Below are 21,001 nucleotides of genomic sequence, written 5' to 3'. Positions count from 1 at the left end.
AAAAAGCTTCGTCGATGGCTGCTTAACTTTCTAAGGGGGACCCAGAAGGCTGGTCGCGCCCGATGCCGAGGCCCGTTACAAAGTCCGCATAAAATGTGAGGGCGACTATCTAATGACTGGTTCTGGACCGTCGACTGACAGTCCGGTCTTGTATTATAACCGGTTTGATCCGAGCATCGACGCTCTAGAATCAATCATCATTTGCGATAAACTGACCACAATTGACGTGACCCCCTGATTTTCCTCCACGAGCGATTAGAGTCTGGCCTTGAAGGAAGGACAGACGATGAAGCGTACGAGGTTTTCAGAAGAGCAGATTATCGGGGTGCTGAAGGAAGCGGAGGCGGGAGCCAAGACCGCTGACCTGGCCCGGCGGCACGGTGTATCTGAAGCGACGATCTACAACTGGAAGTCGAAGTATGGCGGGATGGAAGTGTCCGATGCCCGCCGACTGAAGGAGCTCGAGAGCGAGAACGCCAAGCTCAAGCGGCTGCTGGCCGATGCGATGCTGGACAAGGCTGCTCTGAAGGATCTTCTGGCAAAAAAGTTCTGACGCCCGCCGCGCAGCGGGAAGCTGTTGCTCATCTCCAGGTGTGCCACGGGATGAGCGAGCGGCGGGCGTGCCGTGTTATCGATGCTGATCGCAAAAGCGTGCGTTACCGTTCCACCCGGGACGATGATGCCGAGCTTCGCGAGAAGCTGCGCGAGCTGGCCAACCAGCGTCGCCGGTTCGGCTATCGCCGTCTGCATATCCTGCTGCGCCGGGAGGGGATCATGATCAACCGCAAGAAGACCCAGAGGCTCTACAAGGAAGAAGGGCTGGCAGTGAGGCGACGACGAAGCCGCAGGCGTGCTGTTGGCACAAGGGCACCTGCTCCGGTTCTGGCGCTGCCGAACCAGCGCTGGAGCCTGGACTTTGTTCACGACCAGATGGCTTCGGGAAGACGGTTCCGGGTGCTCAACGTGGTCGATGACGTGACCCGGGAGTGCCTGGCAGCGGTGCCGGACACCTCGATCTCTGGTCGCCGTGTCGTTCGCGAGCTGACCGCACTGATCGAACAGCGCGGCAAGCCCGGCATGATCGTCAGCGACAATGGCACCGAGCTCACCAGCAACGCTGTGCTGGCATGGTGCGGCGAGGTCGGCGTGGAGTGGCATTACATCGCGCCCGGAAGGCCGATGCAAAAGGCTTACGTCGAGAGCTTCAATGGCCGCATGCGCGACGAACTGCTCAACGAGACGCTGTTCTTGAGCATGACCCATGCCCGTGTCGAGATCGCGGCCTGGGTCGAAGACTACAATCGGGAGCGACCACACTCGTCTCTCGGTTACGCAACACCGGCGGCGTTCGCCGCTGAACTGGATAAGCAATGGCCTGCTTCGCTACGCCCTACGGGCTACGCTACGCAGCCCATTGCTTCAACCGCGCTTATGCGCAAAACAACTGCCCGGCTCTAATCCCAGCTGGGGGAAAGCTGGGGGTCACGTCACAATCCATCGAAAAACCTCGATGGGAATTGACGGCCTCGCAATCCATCGATAATTGTCGATGAATGAAGTCGGCCTCAGCACTCGATGCACTTTCCGCGCTCGCGCACCCAACGCGGCTTGACGCGTTTCGTCGTCTCGTGCGCAGCGAGCCCGAAGGGCTTTCTACAGGCCAGCTTGTAGACGCCTCGGGTCTCACCCAAAGCACCTTCTCAAGCCATCTCGCGATCCTCGTCGGCGCTGGCCTCGTCTTGCCGGAAAAGCGGGGACGGCAGATGATCCAGCGCGCGAACATCGAGGTCCTGCGCGACCTGATGCTGTTTCTCGCCAAGGACTGCTGCGAGGGCCGCGCAGAGCTTTGCGAGCCGCTCGTGGCCGAACTCTCCCATTGTTGCTGATGGAGCCAACAGTGCCTAACCAGACTTATAGTGTCCTGTTCCTCTGCACGGGTAATTCGGCCCGCTCGATCTTGGGCGAAGCGTTGATGAACAAGATGGGCGGAGGTCGCTTCCGTGCCTACAGCGCGGGTAGCCAACCTAAGGGTGAAGTGCATCCGATGTCGCTCGAGGTGCTCGATAGCTTCGGCTATCCGACCGATGGCTTGCGCTCGAAGAACTGGAGCGAGTTCACCAAGCCCGGTGCACCCGAGTTCGATTTCATCTTCACCGTCTGCGACAACGCTGCGGGCGAGAGCTGCCCGGTATGGCCAGGCAAGCCGCTCACCGCGCATTGGGGCGTCGAGGATCCCGCAGCAGTCGAGGGCGATGGCCAGCGGCAGGCGTTCGTCGATGCGCTCAGCTATCTTAAACGCCGGATCGAACTCTTCCTGATGCTGCCGCTCCAGAGCATCGACGAAATGTCTGTGCGCAGCAAACTGGCCGCCATCGGCCGCGAAGAAGGCGCGAGCGCTAAGGCCCAGGAATCCTGAATGACCACCGATATCGTCATTTATCACAACCCCGAATGCGGGACCTCGCGCAACACGCTGGCGATGATCCGCAATGCCGGAATCGAGCCGCATGTCATCGAGTATCTGAAGACGCCACCTTCGCGCGCCATGCTCGAAAGCCTGATCGAGCGCGCCGGGCTCAGTCCCAGGGAGCTGCTGCGCGAAAAGGGCACACCTTATGCGGAACTGGGGCTCGGCGATGAGAGCCTGAGCGATACAGCGCTGGTGGACGCGATGATGGAGTACCCGATCCTCATCAACAGACCACTCGTCGATTCCCCGCTGGGCGTTCGCCTGTGCCGTCCGTCCGAAGCGGTGCTCGACATTATGCCAAGTCCCCAGCTGGGCGCCTTCACCAAGGAAGACGGCGAGCAGATCGTGGACGTGGCAGGCAAGCGTATCGCCTGATGCTGCTGGCGATCGCGATCTTCGTGGTCACCATCACGATGGTGATCTGGCAGCCGCGCGGGCTCGGAATCGGCTGGAGCGCGCTGGGCGGAGCATTGGTGGCCCTTGCCACCGGCGTCATCTCGCTCGCCGACATCCCGGTGGTGTGGGACATCATCTGGAATGCGACCGGCACGTTCGTCGCGGTGATCCTGATCAGCCTCATCCTAGATCGTGCCGGATTCTTCGAATGGGCGGCGCTCCATGTGGCGCGATGGGGGCGCGGCGATGGTCGCTGGCTGTTCGTGCTCGTGGTATTGCTGGGTGCAGGGGTAGCCGCGATCTTCGCCAATGATGGCGCGGCGCTGATCCTGACCCCGATCGTGATCGCGATGCTCAGGGCGCTAGGATACAACGCCAAAGCGACGCTGGCCTTTGTCATGGCGGCAGGGTTCATTGCCGATACGTCGAGCCTGCCGTTGGTCGTATCCAACCTCGTCAACATCGTGTCGGCCGATTTCTTCGACATCGGCTTCGGCGAGTATGCGCTGGTCATGGTGCCGGTGGACCTGGCCGCAATTGCCGCCACGCTGGCAGCGCTTCTGCTGTTCTTCCGCAAGGACATTCCGGCCAGCTACGACGTCGCACAGCTCCGCGCTCCGGCAGAAGCGATCCATGACCGGGCGACCTTCCGCGCCGGCTGGGTGGTGCTGGCCCTGCTGCTGATCGGGTTTTTCGTGCTAGATCCGCTCGGCGTGCCGATCAGCGCGGTCGCTGCCGTCGGCGCGCTGGCGCTCATCGCTATTGCTGCGCGCGGCCACGTCATTCCCACAGGCCAAGTCATCCGCGAAGCGCCTTGGCAGGTCGTGATCTTCTCGCTCGGCATGTATCTGGTCGTCTACGGCATGAGCAATGCGGGGCTTGCCACCGCGATTGCCGGACTATTGGAGCGCTCGGCCGAGGGCGGCATATGGGGCGCGGCCTTCGGAACAGGCATTCTGTCCGCGGTGCTATCCTCGGGCATGAACAACATGCCGACCGTCCTCGTCGGCGCGCTGTCGATCGATGCCACGAGTGCCACCGGCCCGGTTCGCGACGCCATGATCTACGCCAACGTCATCGGCTGCGACCTCGGGCCGAAGATCACCCCGATCGGTTCCCTCGCGACCCTGCTCTGGCTGCATGTTCTGGGACAGAAGGCCGTGAAGATCGGCTGGGGCTATTACTTCCGTGTCGGTATCACGCTTACGACGCCGATCCTGCTGGTGACCCTGGCGGCGCTCGCCCTACGGTTGAGCCTCGCATGAAGCTGTTCCTCGTCTATCCGCTCGCGGCGCTGTTCGAAATCGCCGGTTGCTTCGCATTCTGGGCCTGGTGGCGGCTGGAGAAGAGCCCCTTGTGGCTGCTTCCAGGTATGGTGTCGCTGGCCCTGTTCGCATGGCTTCTGACGCTCGTTCCGATTGACGCTGCAGGTCGCGCCTTCGCAGCTTATGGCGGGGTCTATGTTGCCGCGTCGCTGCTGTGGCTGTGGATTGTCGAAGGCACTGCGCCCGACCGGTGGGACTTCATCGGCGGCGCGGTCGTGCTCGCCGGCGCTGCCATCATCCTGTTCGGCCCGCGTGGCTGACGACCCGAATTCGGAGAATTTCCTTGTCCCGTCTGCGTCCCTTGCCCGATCCCGACACTTTCCCGGCGCTCGATCCGGCCTTCGTCCATGCCCGCCCTGCCGAAGGTCTCGGTGACGACCAGCCACCGCCGCGCATCCTGCTGCTTTACGGCTCTCTGCGGGAGCGCTCGTATTCGCGCCTTGCGGTAGAGGAAGCCGCGCGATTGCTCCGGCTGTTCGGCGCCGAGACGCGCATCTTCGATCCGTCAGACCTGCCGCTCCCCGATCAGGTGGGTGGCGATGACCATCCCGCCGTCCACGAACTGCGCGAGCATGCATTCTGGTCCGAGGGCATGGTGTGGTGCAGCCCGGAGCGGCACGGCCAGATCACCGGCATCATGAAGACCCAGATCGATCACCTGCCGCTCAGCATCGGGGGCATGCGACCGACCCAGGGGCGGACGCTGGCAGTCATGCAGGTGTCGGCCGGATCGCAGTCCTTCAATACCGTCAACACGCTGCGGCTGCTCGGGCGCTGGATGCGGATGTTCACCATCCCGAACCAGTCAAGCGTGCCGAAGGCATACGAGGAGTTCGACGAGGCGGGCCGCATGAAACCGTCCTCGCTCTACGACCGCATTGTCGATGTCATGGAGGAACTCGTTCGGTTCACAGTGCTACTACGCCCGCATGCCGAGCAACTCGTGGACCGCTATTCGGAGCGCAAGGAAGCTGGGAAGCTCAATGATCCCGAACAGGATATCTCGGCGAATGCATTACGTTCATCGTAGCAAGGCCGGTCGGCACCTGGCGATGCCAGTCTAGGCCTTTGCAACCATATTATGCGAAGGTCAGCAGAAGTCGCTTTCACCGACCGCTGGCGCGTTTTGCGATCTCGGCCATACACGCATCCATTACATCACGCTGAGGCTTAACGGGCAAGGCAGCACATGCGTCATTCGCGGGAAACCACTTCGCGTCCGCTACCTCCTCAGCCTGCAATCGGAGGGGAGTCTTCTTGCCGATCCGACACGAAAACATAACCGCGTCCTGTCCGTCATGGTCGAGGTTCCGTTTCGCCTTGTGCTCTGCGGAATAGACGAACCGATTGGTGACCGGTAATTCGGACAGGTCAGCTTCCAAACCTACGCCCAATTCCTCTGCCAGTTCACGACGCATGGCCTCGAGCGGGGACTCTCCGTCCTCAACCCCGCCGCCTGCGAGTGTCCATTCACCATCGCGGTATCCATGCGGGCGAACGAGCAGCACCTCACCGTCTTCGTTCAATACAACGGCCCGCACCTTGCGGCGCAGCCGTAATCCGTCGCTTTCGATATAGGCTGTCATGGCTGAAGAACTTGACAGGCTCTGGTAAAGCTACCGTGAACCGCCCCGCCTCAGGTATTCCCGGCAGCGCACTCGTGGCACTTTACCACCGTCGGATTGTTCCGCAGTCGGCCCTCGGCAATCTCGTCGCCGCATTCGATGCAATAACCGAACTCACCTTCCTCGATCCGCTGGAGAGCTGCCGCGATGCCTGCGCGTTCGACCTTGCGCCGGCGTTCCTGCGCCAGCGCCATTGCCTGCACCTGCATAGCATCGATGCGGGACAGGCGACCTACGCTCTCCTGGTCCAACGTGACTGGGTCGCGATCATTCGCGGAGATACGATCCTGCTCGTCTAGCTCGGCGAGCCTTTGCAGCAAGAGATTGCGGAACGTGGCAGGATCGATCGACACGTCAGCGCACCATCAGCACCGGGGCCTTGACCGTGCGAACCATTTCGGTGGTCGTGCTGCCCACGATCATGCGACGTATGGGCGAATGGCCATAGGCACCCATCAAAAGCAGCGAATGCTCGGAGGCGGCAACGACGCCAGGAATGACCTTTTCGGCCTTGTCCCGCTCCATCACGACGGTAACGGGGTGGTCGGAAGCGAATGCCGCTTCTGCCCTGGTCAGCATCTCACGCTGCGCTTCGCCATCCGCCTCTGCCATGACGATGGTGACCGGCAGACCGTCGAACAGCGGCGAGTTGGCCAGACGCTCCAGCGCGCGCTCTGCGGCGGGGCTGGCATCATAGGCGAAGACGATGTGCTTTGGTTCGGCATACTCGCGCGAGGCGACCAGCACCGGCTTCTCGCTCGCCCTCACCACGCGCTCGATCATCGAGCCGATATGGTCCGAGGCATATTCATGGCCGACGCCGCGCTTGCCGATCACCACCACCCGGGCGTGATCCTCGCGCTCCAAGATCGTCTCCACCACGCCGCCGTGGCGGTGCAATGTCGATACCTCGGTGACGCCCGCACCGCGCAGCAGTTGTTCGCCTGCTTGCAGCAACACGCGGCCTTTCTCGATTTCGGTGCGGCTGCCTTCTTCGGAAAGGCGCACAAGCTCCTCCATTAGGTCGCTCTTGACGCCCAGGCCAATCGCGCCGGACAGGTCCTTGCGCGCCGTGATGGCATCCTGCCGTTGGACGACGTGGAGCAGTTCGACCGGCAAGGACAGCCGCCTCGCTGCCCAACCGGCATAGCCGCAAACGCTGGTGGCGTAGGCCGACGCGTCGATCGCCGCGAGGACATTTTCCATTGCTTTCTCTCCCATCAGTGTCCTCCCAGCTGCGCTTCGGCGCCGGGCTTGTCATGGATAGCATAGCGCTCGATCATCGCGGCGCTTTCCTCGTTCAGCCCGCGCACCTCGACTGCCGTGCCCTCGCGGCGGAACTTGAGGATTGCCTTGTCGAGCGTTCCCACCGCCGAAATGTCCCAGAAGTGCGCGCGGCTGACGTCGATCACCACTCGGTCGAGCACTTCCTTGTAGTCGAAAGCCTCCACGAAGCGGTCCGAAGACGCGAAGAAGACCTGGCCCGCAATGCGGTAGGTCCGCGTCATGCCGTCGGCCGAGAGGTCGGTATCGACCGTGAAGAGCCGCTTCACCTTGCTGGCGAAGAACAGACCCGAAAGGATCACGCCTGCGAGCACGCCCTGCGCCAAATCATGCGTCCACACCACCACAACGACGGTGACGATCATCACGACCGACGATTGCCAGGGATTTGTTCGGATGTCCTTGATCGAGCGCCACGAGAAGGTTCCGATCGATACCATGATCATGACCGCGACCAGCGACGCCATCGGAATGATGGCGACCAGCGGGCCGAGCACAAGCAGCAGGAACAGCAGGAAGACGCCCGATACGAAGGTCGAGAGCCTTGTCTCGCCGCCCGACTTCACGTTAATGACCGACTGGCCGATCATAGCGCAGCCACCCATGCCTCCGAGGAAGCCGGTGAAGAAGTTGGCGATGCCCTGGCCCTTCATTTCCTGCTGCTTGTCGGACCCCGTATCGGTCAGATCGTCGACGATCTGGGCGGTCATCATGGACTCGAGCAGGCCCACCGCCGCCATCGTTGCCGAATACGGCAGGATGACCTGCAGCGTCTCAAGGGTAAACGGAACGTCGGGGATCAGCCACGACGGCAGCGACGAGGGCAGTTCGCCCATATCGCCTACGGTGCGCACATCCATGCCCATGTAGTAGACGACCGCTGTCAGGATGACGATTGCAACCAGCGGGGAGGGAACTGCCTTCGTAAGCCGCGGAAGGAGGTAAATCACCGCCAGCCCCGCGGCGACCAGCAAGTAGGTCAGCATCGACACGCCGGTGAGTTCCGGCAGCTGCGCGATGAAGATCAGGATCGCCAACGCGTTGACGAAGCCGGTAATCACAGAGCGCGACACATATTGCATCAGCAAGTGCAGCCGCAGGAAACCAGCGATGACCTGGATGATGCCCATCAGGATCGTGGCTGCGAAGAGGTATTCGACGCCGTATTGCTGGATCAGCGGCAGAACGAGAACCGCGATAGCTGCGGTGGCTGCCGAGATCATGCCCGGTCGTCCGCCTACGAGCGAGATGATGACCGCTATCGAGAACGACGCGTAAAGGCCGACCCTGGGATCGACCTCGGCAATGATGGAGAAGCCAATAGCTTCGGGAATGAGCGCAAGCGCAACGACGATGCCGGCGAGAATGTCCCGCCGGGGATTGGAAAGCCATTCACGCTTGAGCGTGGAAATATCGAACATGTGAACCCTAACACGACTCACACGACCGGCACGATGCGGGGAAGCATCGCTCAGCTGCGAACACTTTGTGCGGCCAGAATGCCGGTCTGAAAGGTTGTCCCGGGGATAGGCGCCGGGCCGAGCCACCCGGCGCGGCCGGGTCCGATGGATTAGTGGCCCGTAATGTTATAATCTAAATGTTGCAAGTGCGAAGGGGTAGGCCCTGAAGCTCGTGGAGCAAATAGGTCGCCCTGTACAGCGGACACCCAACCGCTCAGTTCGCATCTGTTTGATCGGAACAAAGGGCGGTTTGCGAGGTGAATTGACACGATCTCGAATGACCGAGATCGGGGCGCAAAGCGGACGTTGATTTACCTTGCAATCCGAAGCCGCTGTTACGATTCCGAGTCCTGAAAAAGGCATCGAACCAATGCATTAGATGATTTTTGGGGGCCTTTTGAGGGCTTTTTGAAGAAGGCCAAATTCATAACTCGCAGATAATGCGCGGAAAAATAGCTCGAATGTGATGCCTCTTCTGGCACCATTCACCTTGTTCAAGGTGAAGCCAAACCGAAAAAGGCCCGGATTGCTCCGGGCCTTTTTCGTTTCCAGCCAAGTCGCGTTCTCCAACGTCTTCTCAACTCGGTTTTTCAGGGTCACGACTGGTTGTTGGGGTAAAGGTTATGGCGCAGTTCGACGCGGCGTAGTTCGGGGACTTCGAGGTAGACGCACGGGTGATCGTCGAGGACGCTGCCCATGTTGTCGGCGAAAACCCAGTTGTAGGGCCAATGGGTCTCGAGAACGCCTTGCGTCGTGTCCCAAGTCATCCTGATTGCGCGCGGGGCGATGGTGACGTGGTTGTCCTTCACGTTCACCATGCGCCCGAAATGGCCGAACAGGCGAATGCCCTCCTTGTAGTCGAGCACGTTGCGCTTGCCTTCCTCGATCCGGTCGTCGGCGTAGTGCACGTCGTTGCGGTGGATGCGCAGGGTGTCGGCATTGCCGAAGAACATGCCGAACAGGAGCTCGGTCCCGGGGCCGGGCGGGCGCAGACGCAGTTCGTTGCCGACAACGTCGACCATCCGGGCTGCCAGGCGGGTGTGCCGGCCGCCGCGGCGGTAGAGCCGGGTCCAGGTGCCGTGGCTCGTCGCCACGCGGATGCCGGTCTGGAAGTCGGCGATGGAATTGTTCGCGATCGACACCTTGCCCAGAGCCCGACCGACGCAGGCTATCGCCTGGTTCGCAACCGAAGGGAGAGCGGCGGCGTAGCCGGCGCGCCAAGGGCGTAGCGAGGCCATCCGCTCGGCAAAGGCCGCATCGGCGATGAGCCTTCGGGCAATGCGGTGGAGGACCTTGCGAAAGCTTGCATGGTCCTTGATTGCGCTGCCCTCGCCGCTGGCCTTCAGGGCGAGTTGCCAATCGCCTGGCGCAAGCGGCGATTCGAAGCGGACGGACTGGCCGTTGGCGCTGAGCCAGACAGCCTGCAGGCCCGGTACCTGAGGTGGGGCGAGCGGGCGGGCCACGGCAATCGCGCTCGCCAGCATGTTGCGGCGGATCGCTTCGTCCAATTGCGGAGCTCCGCGTGGTCCCAGCGAGGCGGTGAGCGTGCGCAGGTTGCCCTCGAAACTGGGGAGCAAGGTGGGCTGCACGAGGGCCTTGCCGAGCAGGCGTTCGACATAGCCGGCAAAGGCCGTTTCCGTGCGTTCGTCACGCGCGCTGGGGGGATCGGCTTCGACCAGGGCGTCCCATTCGGCCTGGGGGACGGTGCTGGTGAGGCGCACGGTGTAGCGCAGGCCTTTCACGACCGGGCCGTTCCCGGAGGCCGGAGGCATCGCTTCCTCCAGCGCACGGATAAGGCTGCGCGCGGCGATGGCGCTCCAGCGCGGGTCACTTGCGAGGTGCGTGAAGTCGAAGCGCTGTGGCCGGGCCAGGGCCTCGAAGGTGTTGTCCTGGATATCCACGCGCTCGCAATCGCTCACAAGAAGCGCGTCCTGCATGTAGCCTGTGCGAAAGGTGCATCGGCTGACGTGCGCGGCGACGTTGCGCAAGGGCTGGCCCGCGATGCGCAGGCCACAGCGCTGCGGCGAGCTGCTCGCGCCGCAGGTGAGCGTGGTGTCGGTGACCTTCACGTCGCGGCAACCGGTGATGGTGAGGGTCCCGCCACGGTGTTTGGCCTGCGCAATCCTGTCGCCGGGCGTGGGCGCGGAGACGTGCAGGGCCGACAACTCGACCGAGGCGCAGTCGACGAACTCCAGAGCGGTTTCGCTGCCCTCGACACGGATAAGCGTGCCCGGACCCGCGCCGTGGAGCGTGAGGTGCCCCTTGCCAGCAAGGCGCACCGGCTTCGTGGCCGCGAAAGTGCCGCGCTGGAAGCAGATGCTGGCATCCTCGCCCTCCTTGATCGCTTCGAGCACGGCGACCCAGTCGCTTCCTTCCTGGATCACGTAAGTGCTGCAGCCGATCTGGCCCTGGCCTGCGAGCCGCTCGATGGCCTGCTGGACGTCAAAGGCCCCGGCAAGCGAGGGCGTGTTGGCGGGATCGAAGGCGGTTTCATCCGCACGGGCGAGAAAGCCGGTGAAGCGGATGGGAGCGTTTGTGGCATTTCCCTGCGCATCGATGCGCACCGCTTCGACCTCCTGCGCCGGTGCGTCGGGGCCTAGGGACCAGGCTGCCCGGGCCACACCCTCGGCGTCGGTCAGCGCATCGAGGGTCTGGCTGCCTGCGCCCAGTTCGCCGCCGCCTGCGATCACGCGAAAGCGAATGGTCTGCCCGGCGAGCGGGGTGCTGCCGCGCACGACGCCGACGCGCAGGTCCGAGGGCAGGGCAACCAGGGCGTTCGTGTGCGTATCGGCGCGTACCGACTGCCCATCGCCGCCAAGGGCAAGCACCTGGATCTGTTCGGTGAGCGGCGCGAAAGCCACCCGACAATCGCCAAGTACGAGCGCGCTATCGGCAAGCGCATAGGTGCCCAGCAGCGCGTAGCGGGTTTCCGGGCCCTGCGGCGTGACCCTTGCGAACTGGCCAGAAGACATGGGCCATTCGATCGTCCCGTCGGCGCGGGCCGCACAAGTCCAGAAGTCCCCGCGCCGCACCCGGGCCGCGCTGCCGCCGCCCAGTTGCACCGCCAGCCCATCGCCCAGATCGATCACCTGCGAGAGGCCGCTCGCATCAAGCGCGATGGTCCGGGTTCCGGAACCGTCAGGGAAGGCGTCCCACAGCCGCAGATACCAGTCGCCATCGGCGGTGATGCCACTCGCCGCGAGCTGCGCGGGGCTGGCTTCCAGGGTCACGCGCGTGTCGCTGGCCGCAGCGATGCGGAAGAGGCGCTGGGCGGCGCTGGCGGAGCGGGTGTCGAGGTCGTCGTGGCGTGAGACGATTTCGGCGTACTGGCCCGGCGCAAACCAGCTGCGCGGATCGCGCGCGGCGGGGCTGACGGTGATTTCAGTCCCTGACACCTTGGTGACACGGGCCATGAGGCTGGCGTTGCGCCGGGAGAAGGTGATGCGAAGGCCCTCGAGGCCGAAACGCGGACCATCGACGTCCGGCACTACGGCATCGACTTCGCCTGTGTGGACCTCGATGCGGTAGAGCAAGTTCTCCAGGCGGGCATATCCGCCCTCGGGCGTGAGCGAGCAGGGATCGAGACTGGCCGGGCTCGCCTCGACCCGGAAGGCGAGCGTCCCGCTCGAAGGGGCGGTGATCGCCTGCCATGCGGGGCTTTGTGCAGCGGCCGTGCAGCTTGCCGCGCCGTCTTCGTCGAGCGGGAGGGGGAAGACCTGCCAGTCGACAAGGGTGCGGCCCGAGGCCTGCGCATTGCCGAGCGCGGTATCGGCAAGCGCAGGCTCCTCGACCGGATCGACGTAGCGCACCAGGGCCTTGATCGCGAGCGCGCCGCCACTGCCGAAATCGGCTTCCTCCACGGGATGCGGTTGGCTGGCGAGAGTGACCTCGTGCGGATTGTCGAGCTGCCAGCCGTCGAGCCAGCCGTGGCCCGCCCCGATGGTGATGTCCGCCAAGGACGAGGCGGAGCCACTGGCCGTGAGCGCAAAGGCCGAGCTTCCTTGTGCGATCACCAGGCGCCCCGGCGCGCCCAGGGTGCCCTGGGTTTCGGTCTCGATCCGCTCCAGCAGCAACCGGCCCTGTTCGTTGAGGTCGGTGTCGAGCAGGACCTGGCCCTGGTTGAGGCGCACGTCGCGCAAGGGGCGGGCCTCGCCGGTGGGGATGGTTGTGCGCGTGCTGTCGCTGCGCTGGGTCATGGCCTGTGTCCTTGTTCGGCTGAAAGGCGGGACTGGGTGTCGTCGAGAAGGGCAGCGCGGGCGGCAAAGGGCACACTGCGATCAAAGAGCGCCGCCATGTTGCGCAGCCGCAGGCGCGATGCGGTGTAAGAAAAGGCTCCCATTTCGGCTTCGCCTTCGCCCCCAGCGCCACCGCGGCCGGGCACAGGGCATGGAGCATGGCGAGGCCCGGGGCATCGGCCTCGGTGTTGAGGAACAGGGGGCGGGCGCCCAGGATCTCGGCGTCGCGTTCGGTCGCGGTGAGGGGCGCGCCCTTCGCCTCGGCGCGCCGGGCCAGAGCGAGGTCGGGCTGGCAGCGGAACCGTCGCGGGGTCGTGGAGCCCGGCGGGACGTGGCTGTAGCGCAGGCACCCGGCCTGGCGGCGCGTGCAGTGAACGGGCTCTGTGAAAAGCGCGTTGGTGGCATCAAGGCTGCGCATATGGGCTTCGCCCAGTACGCTGACGCCGTGCATCTCGACCGTGCAGCTGCGCGCGGAAAGGACCGGCCCGGAGGCCCCGTCGGCAAAGAGCAGGCTGTCGGCAAGCGCAAGTTGGCCCTGCGCGCTCTGGCTTCCGAAATCGAGGCGGCAGGCTCCGAGGCATGAATGGGTGACGGCGATCCGCGTACCGACGAGCGGGGCACTGGTGCTGATGGCGGCCCCGCCCGGATTGCGCACGGTGCAGTGGCGAAGGTCCAGCCGGGCGAGGGCGTCCTTGCGCAGGGCGAGGCCGCCGGTCAGTTCCAGCCCGTCGAACAGGCAGCTTCCGGCGCGTTCGTCCTCCTGCGGCGCGGAGGCGGCGGAAAGGACAACGGGGGCCTCCAGGATCGCGCAGCGTTCGCGGCGTAGCAGGAAGCCGGCGCGGGCCGGGTCGAAGGGAGGTCCCCCCGGCACCTCGACGTGCTCGCGCCATTGCGCCGCGACGATGCTGAGCGTGCGTTCGGGATGAAGCGCGATCTCGAAGGCGCTGGCGCCGCCGCTTGGCCGTTCCCGGTCGCAGCGGGTGAGGACGATCCAGCCGGTGTGGCCCGCGCCGTGGGCGGCCCATTCCGCGAGCGCCTGTTCCAGCGTGGGCACGCTGCGGCGCGGCGCTGCGGGGGGACCTGCGGGCACGGCGAGCCTGTCGACGATGCGGATGAAGTGCGTCTCGTGCGCGGTATCGACCAGTTCGAAGGGGACGTCGGCATCGCCGCGCTCATAAGGGCCGCCCCAGGCAAGCGCGCCGCGACCGGTGCTGTGGGCAATGCGCACTTCGGCGACCTCGGGTTGGCCTGGCTCGGGCTGGGCGACGATGAGGCGGCCGGTCACGGGATCAAAGGCGCAGGCGATGGCATACTCCGCGCTGTGGGTCAGGGGCGCGGGATCGCCGGGGGAGACCCAGCTGTGGGCCTGTGTGGCGGGGGGGACGGTACCCGGCCGGGGAGGGCGCGGCCTCGAGGTTGGCGATGCGGATTTCGGGCGGCGGGACAGGGGTGAAATGGGTTTCGCCCTCGCGGCGCAGGTAGATCGTGAAGGGATCGCCATCGCTGCCGAACCAGGGTTCTTCGGCTGGGGTGAAAGGGCGACCTTCGAGGGCGGCGTGGCGCCGCGCTTCGGTTTCGAGATGCAGGGGAAGGCGGCGCAGCCGGTCGGGCAAGTCGGTCATGTCCGGACGCGCGAAGCGGCCCATGTCGCGCCGGTCCGGGTTGAACAGGCACAGCCGTTCCTCGCCCTGTGCGGCAAGCTGGAAGTATCCGGCCTGAGCCGTTCCGCCCGGCGCCCAGACGCCGGCCTCGGGCACGGCGGCCAGCCGCTCGGGCGGGATCCCGGTTCCGGCAGGGGCGGGCCAGGTCGCCGTGGCGAAGCGCACGACGTGGACGCCTACGTTGCCAAGGCCCCAGCGGCCCGCGGCGGTGTCGATCGCGCGCACCTCGCTCACGCGGGGGAGGGGATCGAAGGCGCGTCCGACCCGCGCTGCGGTCTCGCCGGGCGTCAGGCGCGCGGTGCCGGGGCGCGGCAGGTCGAAGTCGAGCGCGTGCTGCAGCTTGGCGAGGCGCTGGAAGTATTCGACGGCGACTGCTCCGAACCCGGTGACATCGGCGGCAAGCTGCTCCAGCGTGCGCGCGGTGCCCTTGCCGCGGTTGGTGCGCACCGCGTTGGCGATGAAGGCCCGTTCGGACAGGCCGCTCCTGTGGGGCAGCGGCGTCAGGCGCGGCGTGTCGGTAAGCGCGGCGAAGTGGCCAAGGGTCCCGGGATCGGCGGTCTCGATGAACTGGTTGTCGAAGAGCGCGGTGATCGCCGCATCGATCTCGGCATCACCTTCGGCCAGGATCTGGAAGAGCGCCTCCAGCGCCCGCCCGCTGGTGGCATCGGGCTGCGCAGATGGGCAGGCAGCAGGCCGAAGAGGTCCTGCAGGGCAGCCTCGATGGCGCTCGCGCTGGGGCGGGGGGTCATGATGCCATCTCCGTGAAGCGGATCGTTTCGGGGGTGAGAAAGAGCAGGCTGGCCGTGACGACTTCGCCGCGTGCCGGATCGCGGTGCGGGAGACGCGCGGGGATGTCGGCAAGGCCGGGGACGGCAGAGGGGCTGTCCAGCGTCTCGATGCGGGCCGCCGCGATGCCGGGCACCTCGTGGATCGCGGCCAGGATCGCGCTCGCGCGCAGGGGCTGGCCGAAGTCCATGGCGGAGGCTCCGAACCTCGCGGCAAGATGCGCGCGCAGGGCCTGCTCGATATCGCTGCGCCGCCAGGTCCGGGTGTCGATCCGCAAGGCCGCGACAAGTGTGACAGGCTCAGGCGCAAAGCCTGCGATCCGCAGGATCTGTCCGGGCGGTGCGGCGTCGGCAAGGGCCCGGGCGAGATCGGTCTCGAGGTCCCCGCCCGGGGTGGGGGTCTGCATCTCGCTCGTCGCCAGGGTCAGCCAGATGAAGGGGGTGATCCCGTCCACGAGCTGGGTGGCGAGCGCCTTGCCGACGCCGCGAAAGCCCCTTGCGAAGGCCTCGTAATCGTGGCGGGAGACCACCCGGCCAAGCGCGGCGGTGCTGCGCGGCGCGGCGCGGCGAATATCGGCGAGGGTCTCAGCCTCCATGCCTCCCTCGGCGGGCACCGGGTTGGAGCTGGCTGCGATGCCGACCACGGGGGAGAGGATCGTGGTGATCCGGCCTGCGGCCATATTGCCATTTGCGCCGCCTCCATGACGGTAGGAGGCGAGGACATTGTTGAGACCGCTTGGCAGAGGCCCGGCGAAGCGCACCTGCGTTCCGCCGCCGGGTAGCGCTTCGAGGGTGTATGCCGTCTCGGCCGGATCGACCCCGTAGAGGCTTTCGCACCAGGTGTAGCGCCGTCCGTCGACGCGCACCTCGATGGCAGGGGCATAGCCGCGCGCGTTGGCGGCGGAGAGGTAGGCAAGCGGCGCCTGTGCCAAGGGGAAGGCGGGGCGGGTGAGCCCGCGCATGCCCGAGCCCAGGATCTCCCACTGACCGCCTGCGGCAAGCTGGGCGTTGGAGGCCGTGACGCAATTGGCATGGAGGCCAAGGCTGGAGGCCTGGACGCGTCCGCCAAGTGGAGTCTCGAAGATGACCCGCGTCTGTCCCGGCGCGATGATCTCGGCCGCCTTCACCCGCGCCACGTGCGCGGCGGGCTCCCCCGTCTCGCTGTCCTGCCCGGTGAGGACGACGAAGCGGCCAGGGGGCAGGGAATGTTTGCCCTGAAGAAGCAGGCGGTCGTCCTCACCGGGGCGGGGAAGCGGCTCCTCGCGCCAAGGGACGACGAGGGGGAGCCTTTGCGTTTCGATCCGCACACTGCTTTCGCGAACCCGCGCGTTGCGGCTGGCGCCGCCGGGCAGGACACCTGAAAGGTCGAGCCCGCCCACGGTGATGCGCGTGACCCTTTGCGCGAGTGCGTAGTCGCTGCGTGCCAGCTCCTCGCTGGCCGTGATCGCGCCGAGCTGCATCTGTGGGGCGGTGCCCTTCCGGCTGTCGCGGGTGCGCGTGCTTCCCGCATCGAACAGTACGACGCGTCCGGGCAAGGCATCGGGATAGGCCGCATCGAGATCGAGTCGCCCGGCCTCCGGGTCGCGCTCGGGCGGAGCGGCGATGACGAAGTTCGGCCACTCCTGCCGGTCCGTTGCGGCAGGCGCGTTCATGCGACGTGCCTTTAGCCTCGGTTCGTCCTGCGGGTGGAGGAGGGCATAGTCCGGCGCGGCGGCTCCGAAGATACCCGCGCGGCGTCCCAGAACGATGATCTGGCTTTGCCGGGGCGGCCTGCGGCGGACACCGACTGGAGGCGGCGCGGCGCGGTGAGGGCAAGGCGCGTGCGCAGGGAAGGCGCTTCGCCGCCCGCGACCGGCTCGATCTGGGTGACGCGGGCCAGGAGGACACTGGTCCGGTTTCCGGTGCCGTCGGCCAGGAGGACGCTGTCGCCCACTTGCACGCCCGCAGCATTGCCTTCGACGAGCGCCTCGCGGCTGCCGAGGTCAAAGCGGGGAGGTTCCGGGTGGCGCACCGGCGGGATGCGGTTCCAGGCGCGCCGGGCTTCGAGGGCCTCGTCGGTGGTGAAGATCTGCGGAGCCTCTTCCCCCTCGGGGACAGACGCGATGCTGGTTCCAACTGGAACCTGGAAGGGACCTTCAAGTCCTGAGAACTCGTCGACAGTGAAGCTCTGGACGGTCTGCGCGGCAAGGGGTGGTCGGGGTTCGTAGCCCAGCATTGCCGCGTGCGCGGCCATCGCGTCGGGATCGCGGGACTGGTGGAAATTGCCGTCCTCGTGCAGGCGGCGGGTGTTCCAGGCAAGGACATGGAGCGCGCCCGCCCAACTGTCGATGAGAGCGATGCTGGGGTCTGCGGGATCGCGCGTGGTGAGGCCGGCCAGCGGGCGCGTCCCGCCCAGCTCGGTCGATGCGATGCGGGCAAGAAGACGTGCCCGGATGGCGCCGTGCGCGAAATGGAGCGGGTCGGCAACGGCCGGGCGCGGTGGTTCACCCGATGGGGTATCGCCGGTGCAGGCTGCGCAGATGCAGTCGCGGGTTTCAGACATCGCCGCCTCCCATGTCGATGCCTATGCGTCCCTCTTCGGGGAAGCTGGGGTCATCGTTCAGTTGCAGGATCTCCAGCTCGCCGGGCACCAGGACGCCCTGGGCCAGTTCGCCCTGGCTCGCCCGGTCGGTGCGGTGAAGGCGGGTTACCTCTACGCTCGCAACGCCTTCCAGGGCCATGAGGAACGCGATCAGGCGCGAGATGTAGAGCGGCTCGCCGAAGCTGAAATTGTCAGGGTGGAAGAAGCCCGCGCGACCGTGCGTGCCGGCTGGGCGCAGCGCGGCACGCACCTGCCTTGCCACCTCGCCGCGCACGAAGCCGGGGGCGGCGCAGACGTGAAGATCGAGCCGGAGCGGGGCCATGCGCGCGGCGCGAAGGACGATGTCGAAGCCGATCAGCCGCACCCGTTCGAGATGGGCGGCGATATCGGACTTCAACTCGGCGTCCAGCGAACGCCCACCGGCAAGGTCGAGGGTGATGGCGATAGTCTGCCAGGCACCCGTCCAGCGCGCTCGCGCGCGCGCGTTGGCCACAGCGGGATGGGTGCAGGCCGCGGCGGCGTAATCCGCCTCTGTCACCGCGCGTTCCTGCGTGCGGTAGGCGCGGGGCACGTTGATCCGAATGTCCTCGGGAGCTTCCGGCTCGCGCCCGCCGGTCGCCGCCAGCGGGTTGGTGACGGTGATGTTCATCCCCGCCAGGGTTTCGGGCAGAGCGATGTGGGTGAGCGTGCCGGGCCCGATATTACCGCGCGCACCGCCGCCGACGCGGCCCCTTGGCGCAAAAGCGTGTCCCGGATCAGGAGCAAGGCCGTTGATGCCATCGCCAAAGCGCAGCTGAAGTTCCCCCGAAAGGCCGGTTTCGAGAACGAAATGGCGGTCGAAGCGGTCCGAGCGCAGGAGGTCCGTGCGCGGATGCCAGGGGGCGAAGGGATCCTCCAGCGCCAGCGCGGGAACGGCCTCGCGCGCGTCTCTGTCCAGCCAGGCGGCGGCATCGCGGGCATCGATGGGCGGCGCGAGGACGCGCGCGATGGGCCCGCCATCAAGCGTGGGACGCCAGGGCTGGTCGTCAGGGGGCGAAGGCGGGGAAAGGGCGGGGCGCAGCGCCTCTGCTTGCGCCGGGGTGAGGTCGAGGCTGACCGGCGGCAAGCTCAGGCCATGGTCGCAGAAGGCGACATTGCCCAGAGCGACGGCGCAGATCCGCGCCTCAGCACTCGACGGGGCATCGTCACGGGAACGCTGGAGGACGAGGTCGAAGGGCAGGGCATCGGCTGCGTCCCACTCGACCGTGACGAGCCGTGTGGCCGGTGCCAGCACGTCGCTGACCGGGGTGACGCGGGTCAAGCGCACCACGTGGCGATGCTCGGGGCGGGCGTCTGCGCGCGCGCCGTGGTGGGAGAGCGGGTCTCGAGGAGGATCAGGAAGTCGCCCGGGGCAAGGCCCCCCGGGCCTGCGCCGCTGCCGTCGACGAGCGTGGCCGCGCAGGCCCCGCGTGGCAGGTGGCAGTGCTCGTCCGACCAGGTGTGGAAGGCGACCTCGTTGCGCCAGCTCCACAAGGCGAGCGGGTGGGCGGTCTCGAACACAAGGGAGGCCGTGGGGAGGACGCGGGCGGCCTCGCTTGCGGGAATGACCACGTCGCGCCCCGGCAGGCGCGGGAGCAGCGGGGTGGCACGGGGCAGTTCCTGCCCGTCCGCAATCGCGCCGCCGGGCGTGAAGGTGAAGGCCGCAAAGGTGCGCGCGCTCTCGGCCTCGCCGATGGTGTAATCCATGAGCCGGGCGTGGCGGGCCAGCGCCGCGCGGCTGCGCGCGGTGCCCAGAAAGGCCTCGGTCCCGACCCAGTCGAGCCGGTAGCTGAGCTGGTCGGCGCGGGCGGCCAGCGCTTCGGCGAGCGTGGTGGTGAGATCGACCGGATCGTCCTCGACGAAGCCGGGGACGAGCTCGGCCATGCGGTCGAGGATCTGGCGACGGAAGGTCTCGTAGTCGCGGGTGCGGTAATCGAAGCGCGCGGTGCTGGGCGCGGGTGTGTCGCTCTGCGGGCAGGCGGGGAGGCAGTCGCCGGGGGCGGGGCAATCGAGCTTGAAGTCGATATCGACACCCGCCAGGCGCGCATCGAGGAAGGCGGGCGGGGCCGCGCTTCCCGGGGCCGCCACGATCTCGAGCCGGTAGCTGGAAAAGTCGGTTGGCTGGTCGCCGGGCAGCGTGATCCGCCAGCGACTGACGCTGCCAGCATCGGGATCGTGCTCGACCGGCGCGGAGGCGCGCGGCGGGGCAAAGCGCACGCCGCCTGTCAGGCGCAGGTTGTCCGGTGTGATCCGCCCGAGCGGGAGGGGCAGGGGCTTGACCAGCACGACTTCCAGGATCGTGGGATCGGCGGTGGTGGCGCCAGCATGAACCTCGACGTAGTCGATCCCGCTGATATCGGCCGGGGCATCGGGGCCAGCAGCGCGGCGCGGCGCTGTGGGTCGCAGCAGATGATGCGCGCGATCGTCATGGCAGGTCCGTGCGCACGACAAGACGCGAGACCTGCGGCCGTGCGCGGGCCTCGAAGTGGACCACGATCTCCAGCACGCCTTCGGCGTCCAGAAACTGCGTGGTGAGGTCATGGAGCTTGAGGAGGTGGCCCAGTTCCTGCGCGATGGTCGCTTCGAGCGAGGCCTGCAAGGCAAGCGCGGCGGGGCCTTCGCCCGCGCCGAAGACCATCTGCAGGACAGGGCTGCCCAGCTCGGCACGCATCACCCGTTCGCCCAGCCGGGTCAGGATCAGGAGCTCCAGCATGTCGCGCAGGTGCGCGTCGCTGGCATAGGCAACGGTGCGGCTGCGGCCTTGGGCATCGAAGCCATAGGGGAAGGCAAGGCGCGTCACTGCGCGATGACCCGGCTTTGCGATCCGGTGATGATCGGCGGGCCTTGCGGCACCTGGGTGGCCGAGAAGCACAGCGCCGTCAGCGGATTGATCAGCACGGGCTGGCCGCTGGCCATGACCCGGGTGGCCGCGACCAGCCATTTCGTGGTGGTGCAGGGCTGGGGCGTGCCGTTGGGAAGGGTGAAGGGGCAGCCCGCGATGACGCCGGGATCGGAGAGTACGGCGACAGGCATTCCCCCCACGCTCACGCGCGGGCTGGCGGCCAGGATCTGGAGCGGCGCGCCGTGGGGGCACTGGGCGCTGGCGCCTGTGTGCAGGACCGGTCCGGGCATGGGCTTCTCCTCTCCTTTACTTTCCTGTT

The 21,001-nt window shown here is 66.4% G+C and carries 22 protein-coding genes and 1 other annotated feature; of the genes, 9 read left to right on the top strand and 13 right to left on the bottom strand.

What is annotated here, in order from left to right; all coding sequences use genetic code 11:
* Positions 1–286 precede the first annotated feature (286 nt).
* The 7 genes from MBENS4_RS02410 to arsH all read left to right on the top strand — a co-directional run bounded on the left by MBENS4_RS02410 (position 287) and on the right by arsH (position 5,221).
* A protein-coding gene (locus tag MBENS4_RS02410) for an IS3 family transposase (RefSeq protein ID WP_144400831.1) occupies positions 287–1,458 on the top strand; the annotation gives its coding sequence in 2 pieces (ribosomal slippage) (positions 287–539 and positions 539–1,458; 1,173 coding nt in all).
* Between the two features lie 95 nt (positions 1,459–1,553).
* A complete protein-coding gene (locus MBENS4_RS02405; protein WP_039388519.1) occupies positions 1,554–1,886 on the top strand; it encodes an ArsR/SmtB family transcription factor in 333 nt (110 codons plus the stop codon).
* The gene (locus MBENS4_RS02400; RefSeq protein WP_039388518.1) at positions 1,886–2,416 is read left to right on the top strand and encodes an arsenate reductase ArsC; all 531 of its coding nucleotides are present in this window, start codon (positions 1,886–1,888) and stop codon (positions 2,414–2,416) included. Before MBENS4_RS02405 ends, MBENS4_RS02400 begins: the two co-directional genes overlap by 1 nt.
* Positions 2,417–2,845, top strand: a complete 429-nt coding sequence (arsC, locus tag MBENS4_RS02395) for an arsenate reductase (glutaredoxin) (protein ID WP_039388515.1) — start codon at positions 2,417–2,419, stop codon at positions 2,843–2,845.
* Complete coding sequence (locus tag MBENS4_RS02390) at positions 2,845–4,131, top strand: arsenic transporter (protein ID WP_039388513.1); 1,287 nt, start codon at positions 2,845–2,847, stop codon at positions 4,129–4,131. The genes arsC and MBENS4_RS02390 overlap by 1 nt, the downstream gene beginning before the upstream one ends.
* The gene (locus MBENS4_RS02385) at positions 4,128–4,451 is read left to right on the top strand and encodes a YnfA family protein (RefSeq protein WP_039388511.1); all 324 of its coding nucleotides are present in this window, start codon (positions 4,128–4,130) and stop codon (positions 4,449–4,451) included. Before MBENS4_RS02390 ends, MBENS4_RS02385 begins: the two co-directional genes overlap by 4 nt.
* A 23-nt stretch (positions 4,452–4,474) precedes the next feature.
* Positions 4,475–5,221: an arsenical resistance protein ArsH gene (gene arsH, locus MBENS4_RS02380; protein WP_039388509.1), complete on the top strand. Its 747-nt coding sequence runs from the start codon at positions 4,475–4,477 to the stop codon at positions 5,219–5,221.
* Positions 5,222–5,297: 76 nt separating this feature from the next.
* Here arsH and MBENS4_RS23845 read toward each other — a convergent pair whose 3' ends face one another.
* The 6 genes from MBENS4_RS23845 to MBENS4_RS26200 all read right to left on the bottom strand — a co-directional run bounded on the left by MBENS4_RS23845 (position 5,298) and on the right by MBENS4_RS26200 (position 12,899).
* Positions 5,298–5,777 (bottom strand): NUDIX domain-containing protein, encoded by a 480-nt coding sequence (locus tag MBENS4_RS23845; protein ID WP_052321957.1) that lies wholly within the window; start codon positions 5,775–5,777, stop codon positions 5,298–5,300.
* A 50-nt stretch (positions 5,778–5,827) separates the two neighbouring features.
* The gene (locus MBENS4_RS26315; protein WP_242404913.1) at positions 5,828–6,010 is read right to left on the bottom strand and encodes a TraR/DksA family transcriptional regulator; all 183 of its coding nucleotides are present in this window, start codon (positions 6,008–6,010) and stop codon (positions 5,828–5,830) included.
* 160 nt (positions 6,011–6,170) lie between these two features.
* A complete protein-coding gene (locus tag MBENS4_RS02365; protein WP_242404743.1) occupies positions 6,171–7,037 on the bottom strand; it encodes a universal stress protein in 867 nt (288 codons plus the stop codon).
* The gene (locus MBENS4_RS02360) at positions 7,037–8,521 is read right to left on the bottom strand and encodes a SulP family inorganic anion transporter (RefSeq protein WP_039388500.1); all 1,485 of its coding nucleotides are present in this window, start codon (positions 8,519–8,521) and stop codon (positions 7,037–7,039) included. The genes MBENS4_RS02365 and MBENS4_RS02360 overlap by 1 nt, the downstream gene beginning before the upstream one ends.
* Positions 8,522–8,613: 92 nt before the next feature.
* Positions 8,614–8,667, bottom strand: a sequence feature (sul1 is cis-regulatory element that is thought to sense ions involved in sulfur or methionine metabolism; They are found in Alphaproteobacteria).
* Positions 8,668–9,156: 489 nt separating this feature from the next.
* Positions 9,157–12,756 (bottom strand): DUF6519 domain-containing protein, encoded by a 3,600-nt coding sequence (locus MBENS4_RS02355; RefSeq protein WP_039388498.1) that lies wholly within the window; start codon positions 12,754–12,756, stop codon positions 9,157–9,159.
* A complete protein-coding gene (locus MBENS4_RS26200; protein ID WP_206778133.1) occupies positions 12,753–12,899 on the bottom strand; it encodes a hypothetical protein in 147 nt (48 codons plus the stop codon). Before MBENS4_RS26200 ends, MBENS4_RS02355 begins: the two co-directional genes overlap by 4 nt.
* Positions 12,900–12,946: 47 nt before the next feature.
* On the opposite strand from MBENS4_RS26200, the gene MBENS4_RS02350 reads away from it, so the two are divergent.
* Together MBENS4_RS02350 and MBENS4_RS02345 are read left to right on the top strand one after the other, a co-directional pair.
* Positions 12,947–13,378: a hypothetical protein gene (locus MBENS4_RS02350; protein ID WP_144400830.1), complete on the top strand. Its 432-nt coding sequence runs from the start codon at positions 12,947–12,949 to the stop codon at positions 13,376–13,378.
* Positions 13,379–13,621: a hypothetical protein gene (locus MBENS4_RS02345; protein ID WP_039388494.1), complete on the top strand. Its 243-nt coding sequence runs from the start codon at positions 13,379–13,381 to the stop codon at positions 13,619–13,621.
* Positions 13,622–14,084: 463 nt separating this feature from the next.
* Here the strand turns inward: MBENS4_RS02345 and MBENS4_RS02340 are convergent, their stop codons facing one another.
* From MBENS4_RS02340 to MBENS4_RS02310, 7 genes are read right to left on the bottom strand one after another with little or no spacing between them, the layout of a single operon-like run.
* A complete protein-coding gene (locus MBENS4_RS02340; protein ID WP_144400829.1) occupies positions 14,085–15,317 on the bottom strand; it encodes a hypothetical protein in 1,233 nt (410 codons plus the stop codon).
* On the bottom strand, positions 15,202–16,893 hold the full coding sequence (locus tag MBENS4_RS02330) for a baseplate J/gp47 family protein (protein WP_039388487.1): 1,692 nt from the start codon (positions 16,891–16,893) through the stop codon (positions 15,202–15,204). The genes MBENS4_RS02340 and MBENS4_RS02330 overlap by 116 nt, the downstream gene beginning before the upstream one ends.
* Positions 16,894–16,904: 11 nt before the next feature.
* Complete coding sequence (locus MBENS4_RS02325; RefSeq protein WP_039388484.1) at positions 16,905–17,783, bottom strand: hypothetical protein; 879 nt, start codon at positions 17,781–17,783, stop codon at positions 16,905–16,907.
* Complete coding sequence (locus MBENS4_RS25665; RefSeq protein ID WP_159108008.1) at positions 17,776–19,122, bottom strand: baseplate J/gp47 family protein; 1,347 nt, start codon at positions 19,120–19,122, stop codon at positions 17,776–17,778. Before MBENS4_RS25665 ends, MBENS4_RS02325 begins: the two co-directional genes overlap by 8 nt.
* Complete coding sequence (locus MBENS4_RS25660; RefSeq protein ID WP_052321954.1) at positions 19,119–20,291, bottom strand: hypothetical protein; 1,173 nt, start codon at positions 20,289–20,291, stop codon at positions 19,119–19,121. The genes MBENS4_RS25665 and MBENS4_RS25660 overlap by 4 nt, the downstream gene beginning before the upstream one ends.
* The gene (locus tag MBENS4_RS02315) at positions 20,266–20,640 is read right to left on the bottom strand and encodes a GPW/gp25 family protein (protein ID WP_052321953.1); all 375 of its coding nucleotides are present in this window, start codon (positions 20,638–20,640) and stop codon (positions 20,266–20,268) included. The genes MBENS4_RS25660 and MBENS4_RS02315 overlap by 26 nt, the downstream gene beginning before the upstream one ends.
* The gene (locus MBENS4_RS02310; protein WP_039388481.1) at positions 20,637–20,972 is read right to left on the bottom strand and encodes a hypothetical protein; all 336 of its coding nucleotides are present in this window, start codon (positions 20,970–20,972) and stop codon (positions 20,637–20,639) included. The genes MBENS4_RS02315 and MBENS4_RS02310 overlap by 4 nt, the downstream gene beginning before the upstream one ends.
* Positions 20,973–21,001: the final 29 nt, after the last annotated feature.

This window comes from Novosphingobium sp. MBES04 (assembly GCF_000813185.1).
Classification (GTDB): domain Bacteria; phylum Pseudomonadota; class Alphaproteobacteria; order Sphingomonadales; family Sphingomonadaceae; genus Novosphingobium; species Novosphingobium decolorationis.
This window is presented reverse-complemented; position numbering and strand designations above follow the sequence as displayed.

What these genes read in the sequence shown, in the direction of transcription:
- MBENS4_RS02405 (WP_039388519.1), top strand. Translation starts at nt 1,554, where the DNA reads ATGAAGTCGGCCTCAGCACTCGATGCACTTTCCGCGCTCGCGCACCCA.
- MBENS4_RS02400 (WP_039388518.1), top strand. Translation starts at nt 1,886, where the DNA reads ATGGAGCCAACAGTGCCTAACCAGACTTATAGTGTCCTGTTCCTCTGC.
- arsC (WP_039388515.1), top strand. Translation starts at nt 2,417, where the DNA reads ATGACCACCGATATCGTCATTTATCACAACCCCGAATGCGGGACCTCG.
- MBENS4_RS02390 (WP_039388513.1), top strand. Translation starts at nt 2,845, where the DNA reads ATGCTGCTGGCGATCGCGATCTTCGTGGTCACCATCACGATGGTGATC.
- MBENS4_RS02385 (WP_039388511.1), top strand. Translation starts at nt 4,128, where the DNA reads ATGAAGCTGTTCCTCGTCTATCCGCTCGCGGCGCTGTTCGAAATCGCC.
- MBENS4_RS23845 (WP_052321957.1), bottom strand. Translation starts at nt 5,777, where the DNA reads ATGACAGCCTATATCGAAAGCGACGGATTACGGCTGCGCCGCAAGGTG.
- MBENS4_RS26315 (WP_242404913.1), bottom strand. Translation starts at nt 6,010, where the DNA reads ATGGCGCTGGCGCAGGAACGCCGGCGCAAGGTCGAACGCGCAGGCATC.
- MBENS4_RS02365 (WP_242404743.1), bottom strand. Translation starts at nt 7,037, where the DNA reads ATGGGAGAGAAAGCAATGGAAAATGTCCTCGCGGCGATCGACGCGTCG.
- MBENS4_RS02360 (WP_039388500.1), bottom strand. Translation starts at nt 8,521, where the DNA reads ATGTTCGATATTTCCACGCTCAAGCGTGAATGGCTTTCCAATCCCCGG.
- MBENS4_RS02355 (WP_039388498.1), bottom strand. Translation starts at nt 12,756, where the DNA reads ATGACCCAGCGCAGCGACAGCACGCGCACAACCATCCCCACCGGCGAG.
- MBENS4_RS26200 (WP_206778133.1), bottom strand. Translation starts at nt 12,899, where the DNA reads ATGGGAGCCTTTTCTTACACCGCATCGCGCCTGCGGCTGCGCAACATG.
- MBENS4_RS02350 (WP_144400830.1), top strand. Translation starts at nt 12,947, where the DNA reads ATGGAGCATGGCGAGGCCCGGGGCATCGGCCTCGGTGTTGAGGAACAG.
- MBENS4_RS02345 (WP_039388494.1), top strand. Translation starts at nt 13,379, where the DNA reads ATGGGTGACGGCGATCCGCGTACCGACGAGCGGGGCACTGGTGCTGAT.
- MBENS4_RS02330 (WP_039388487.1), bottom strand. Translation starts at nt 16,893, where the DNA reads ATGAACGCGCCTGCCGCAACGGACCGGCAGGAGTGGCCGAACTTCGTC.
- MBENS4_RS02325 (WP_039388484.1), bottom strand. Translation starts at nt 17,783, where the DNA reads ATGTCTGAAACCCGCGACTGCATCTGCGCAGCCTGCACCGGCGATACC.
- MBENS4_RS02310 (WP_039388481.1), bottom strand. Translation starts at nt 20,972, where the DNA reads ATGCCCGGACCGGTCCTGCACACAGGCGCCAGCGCCCAGTGCCCCCAC.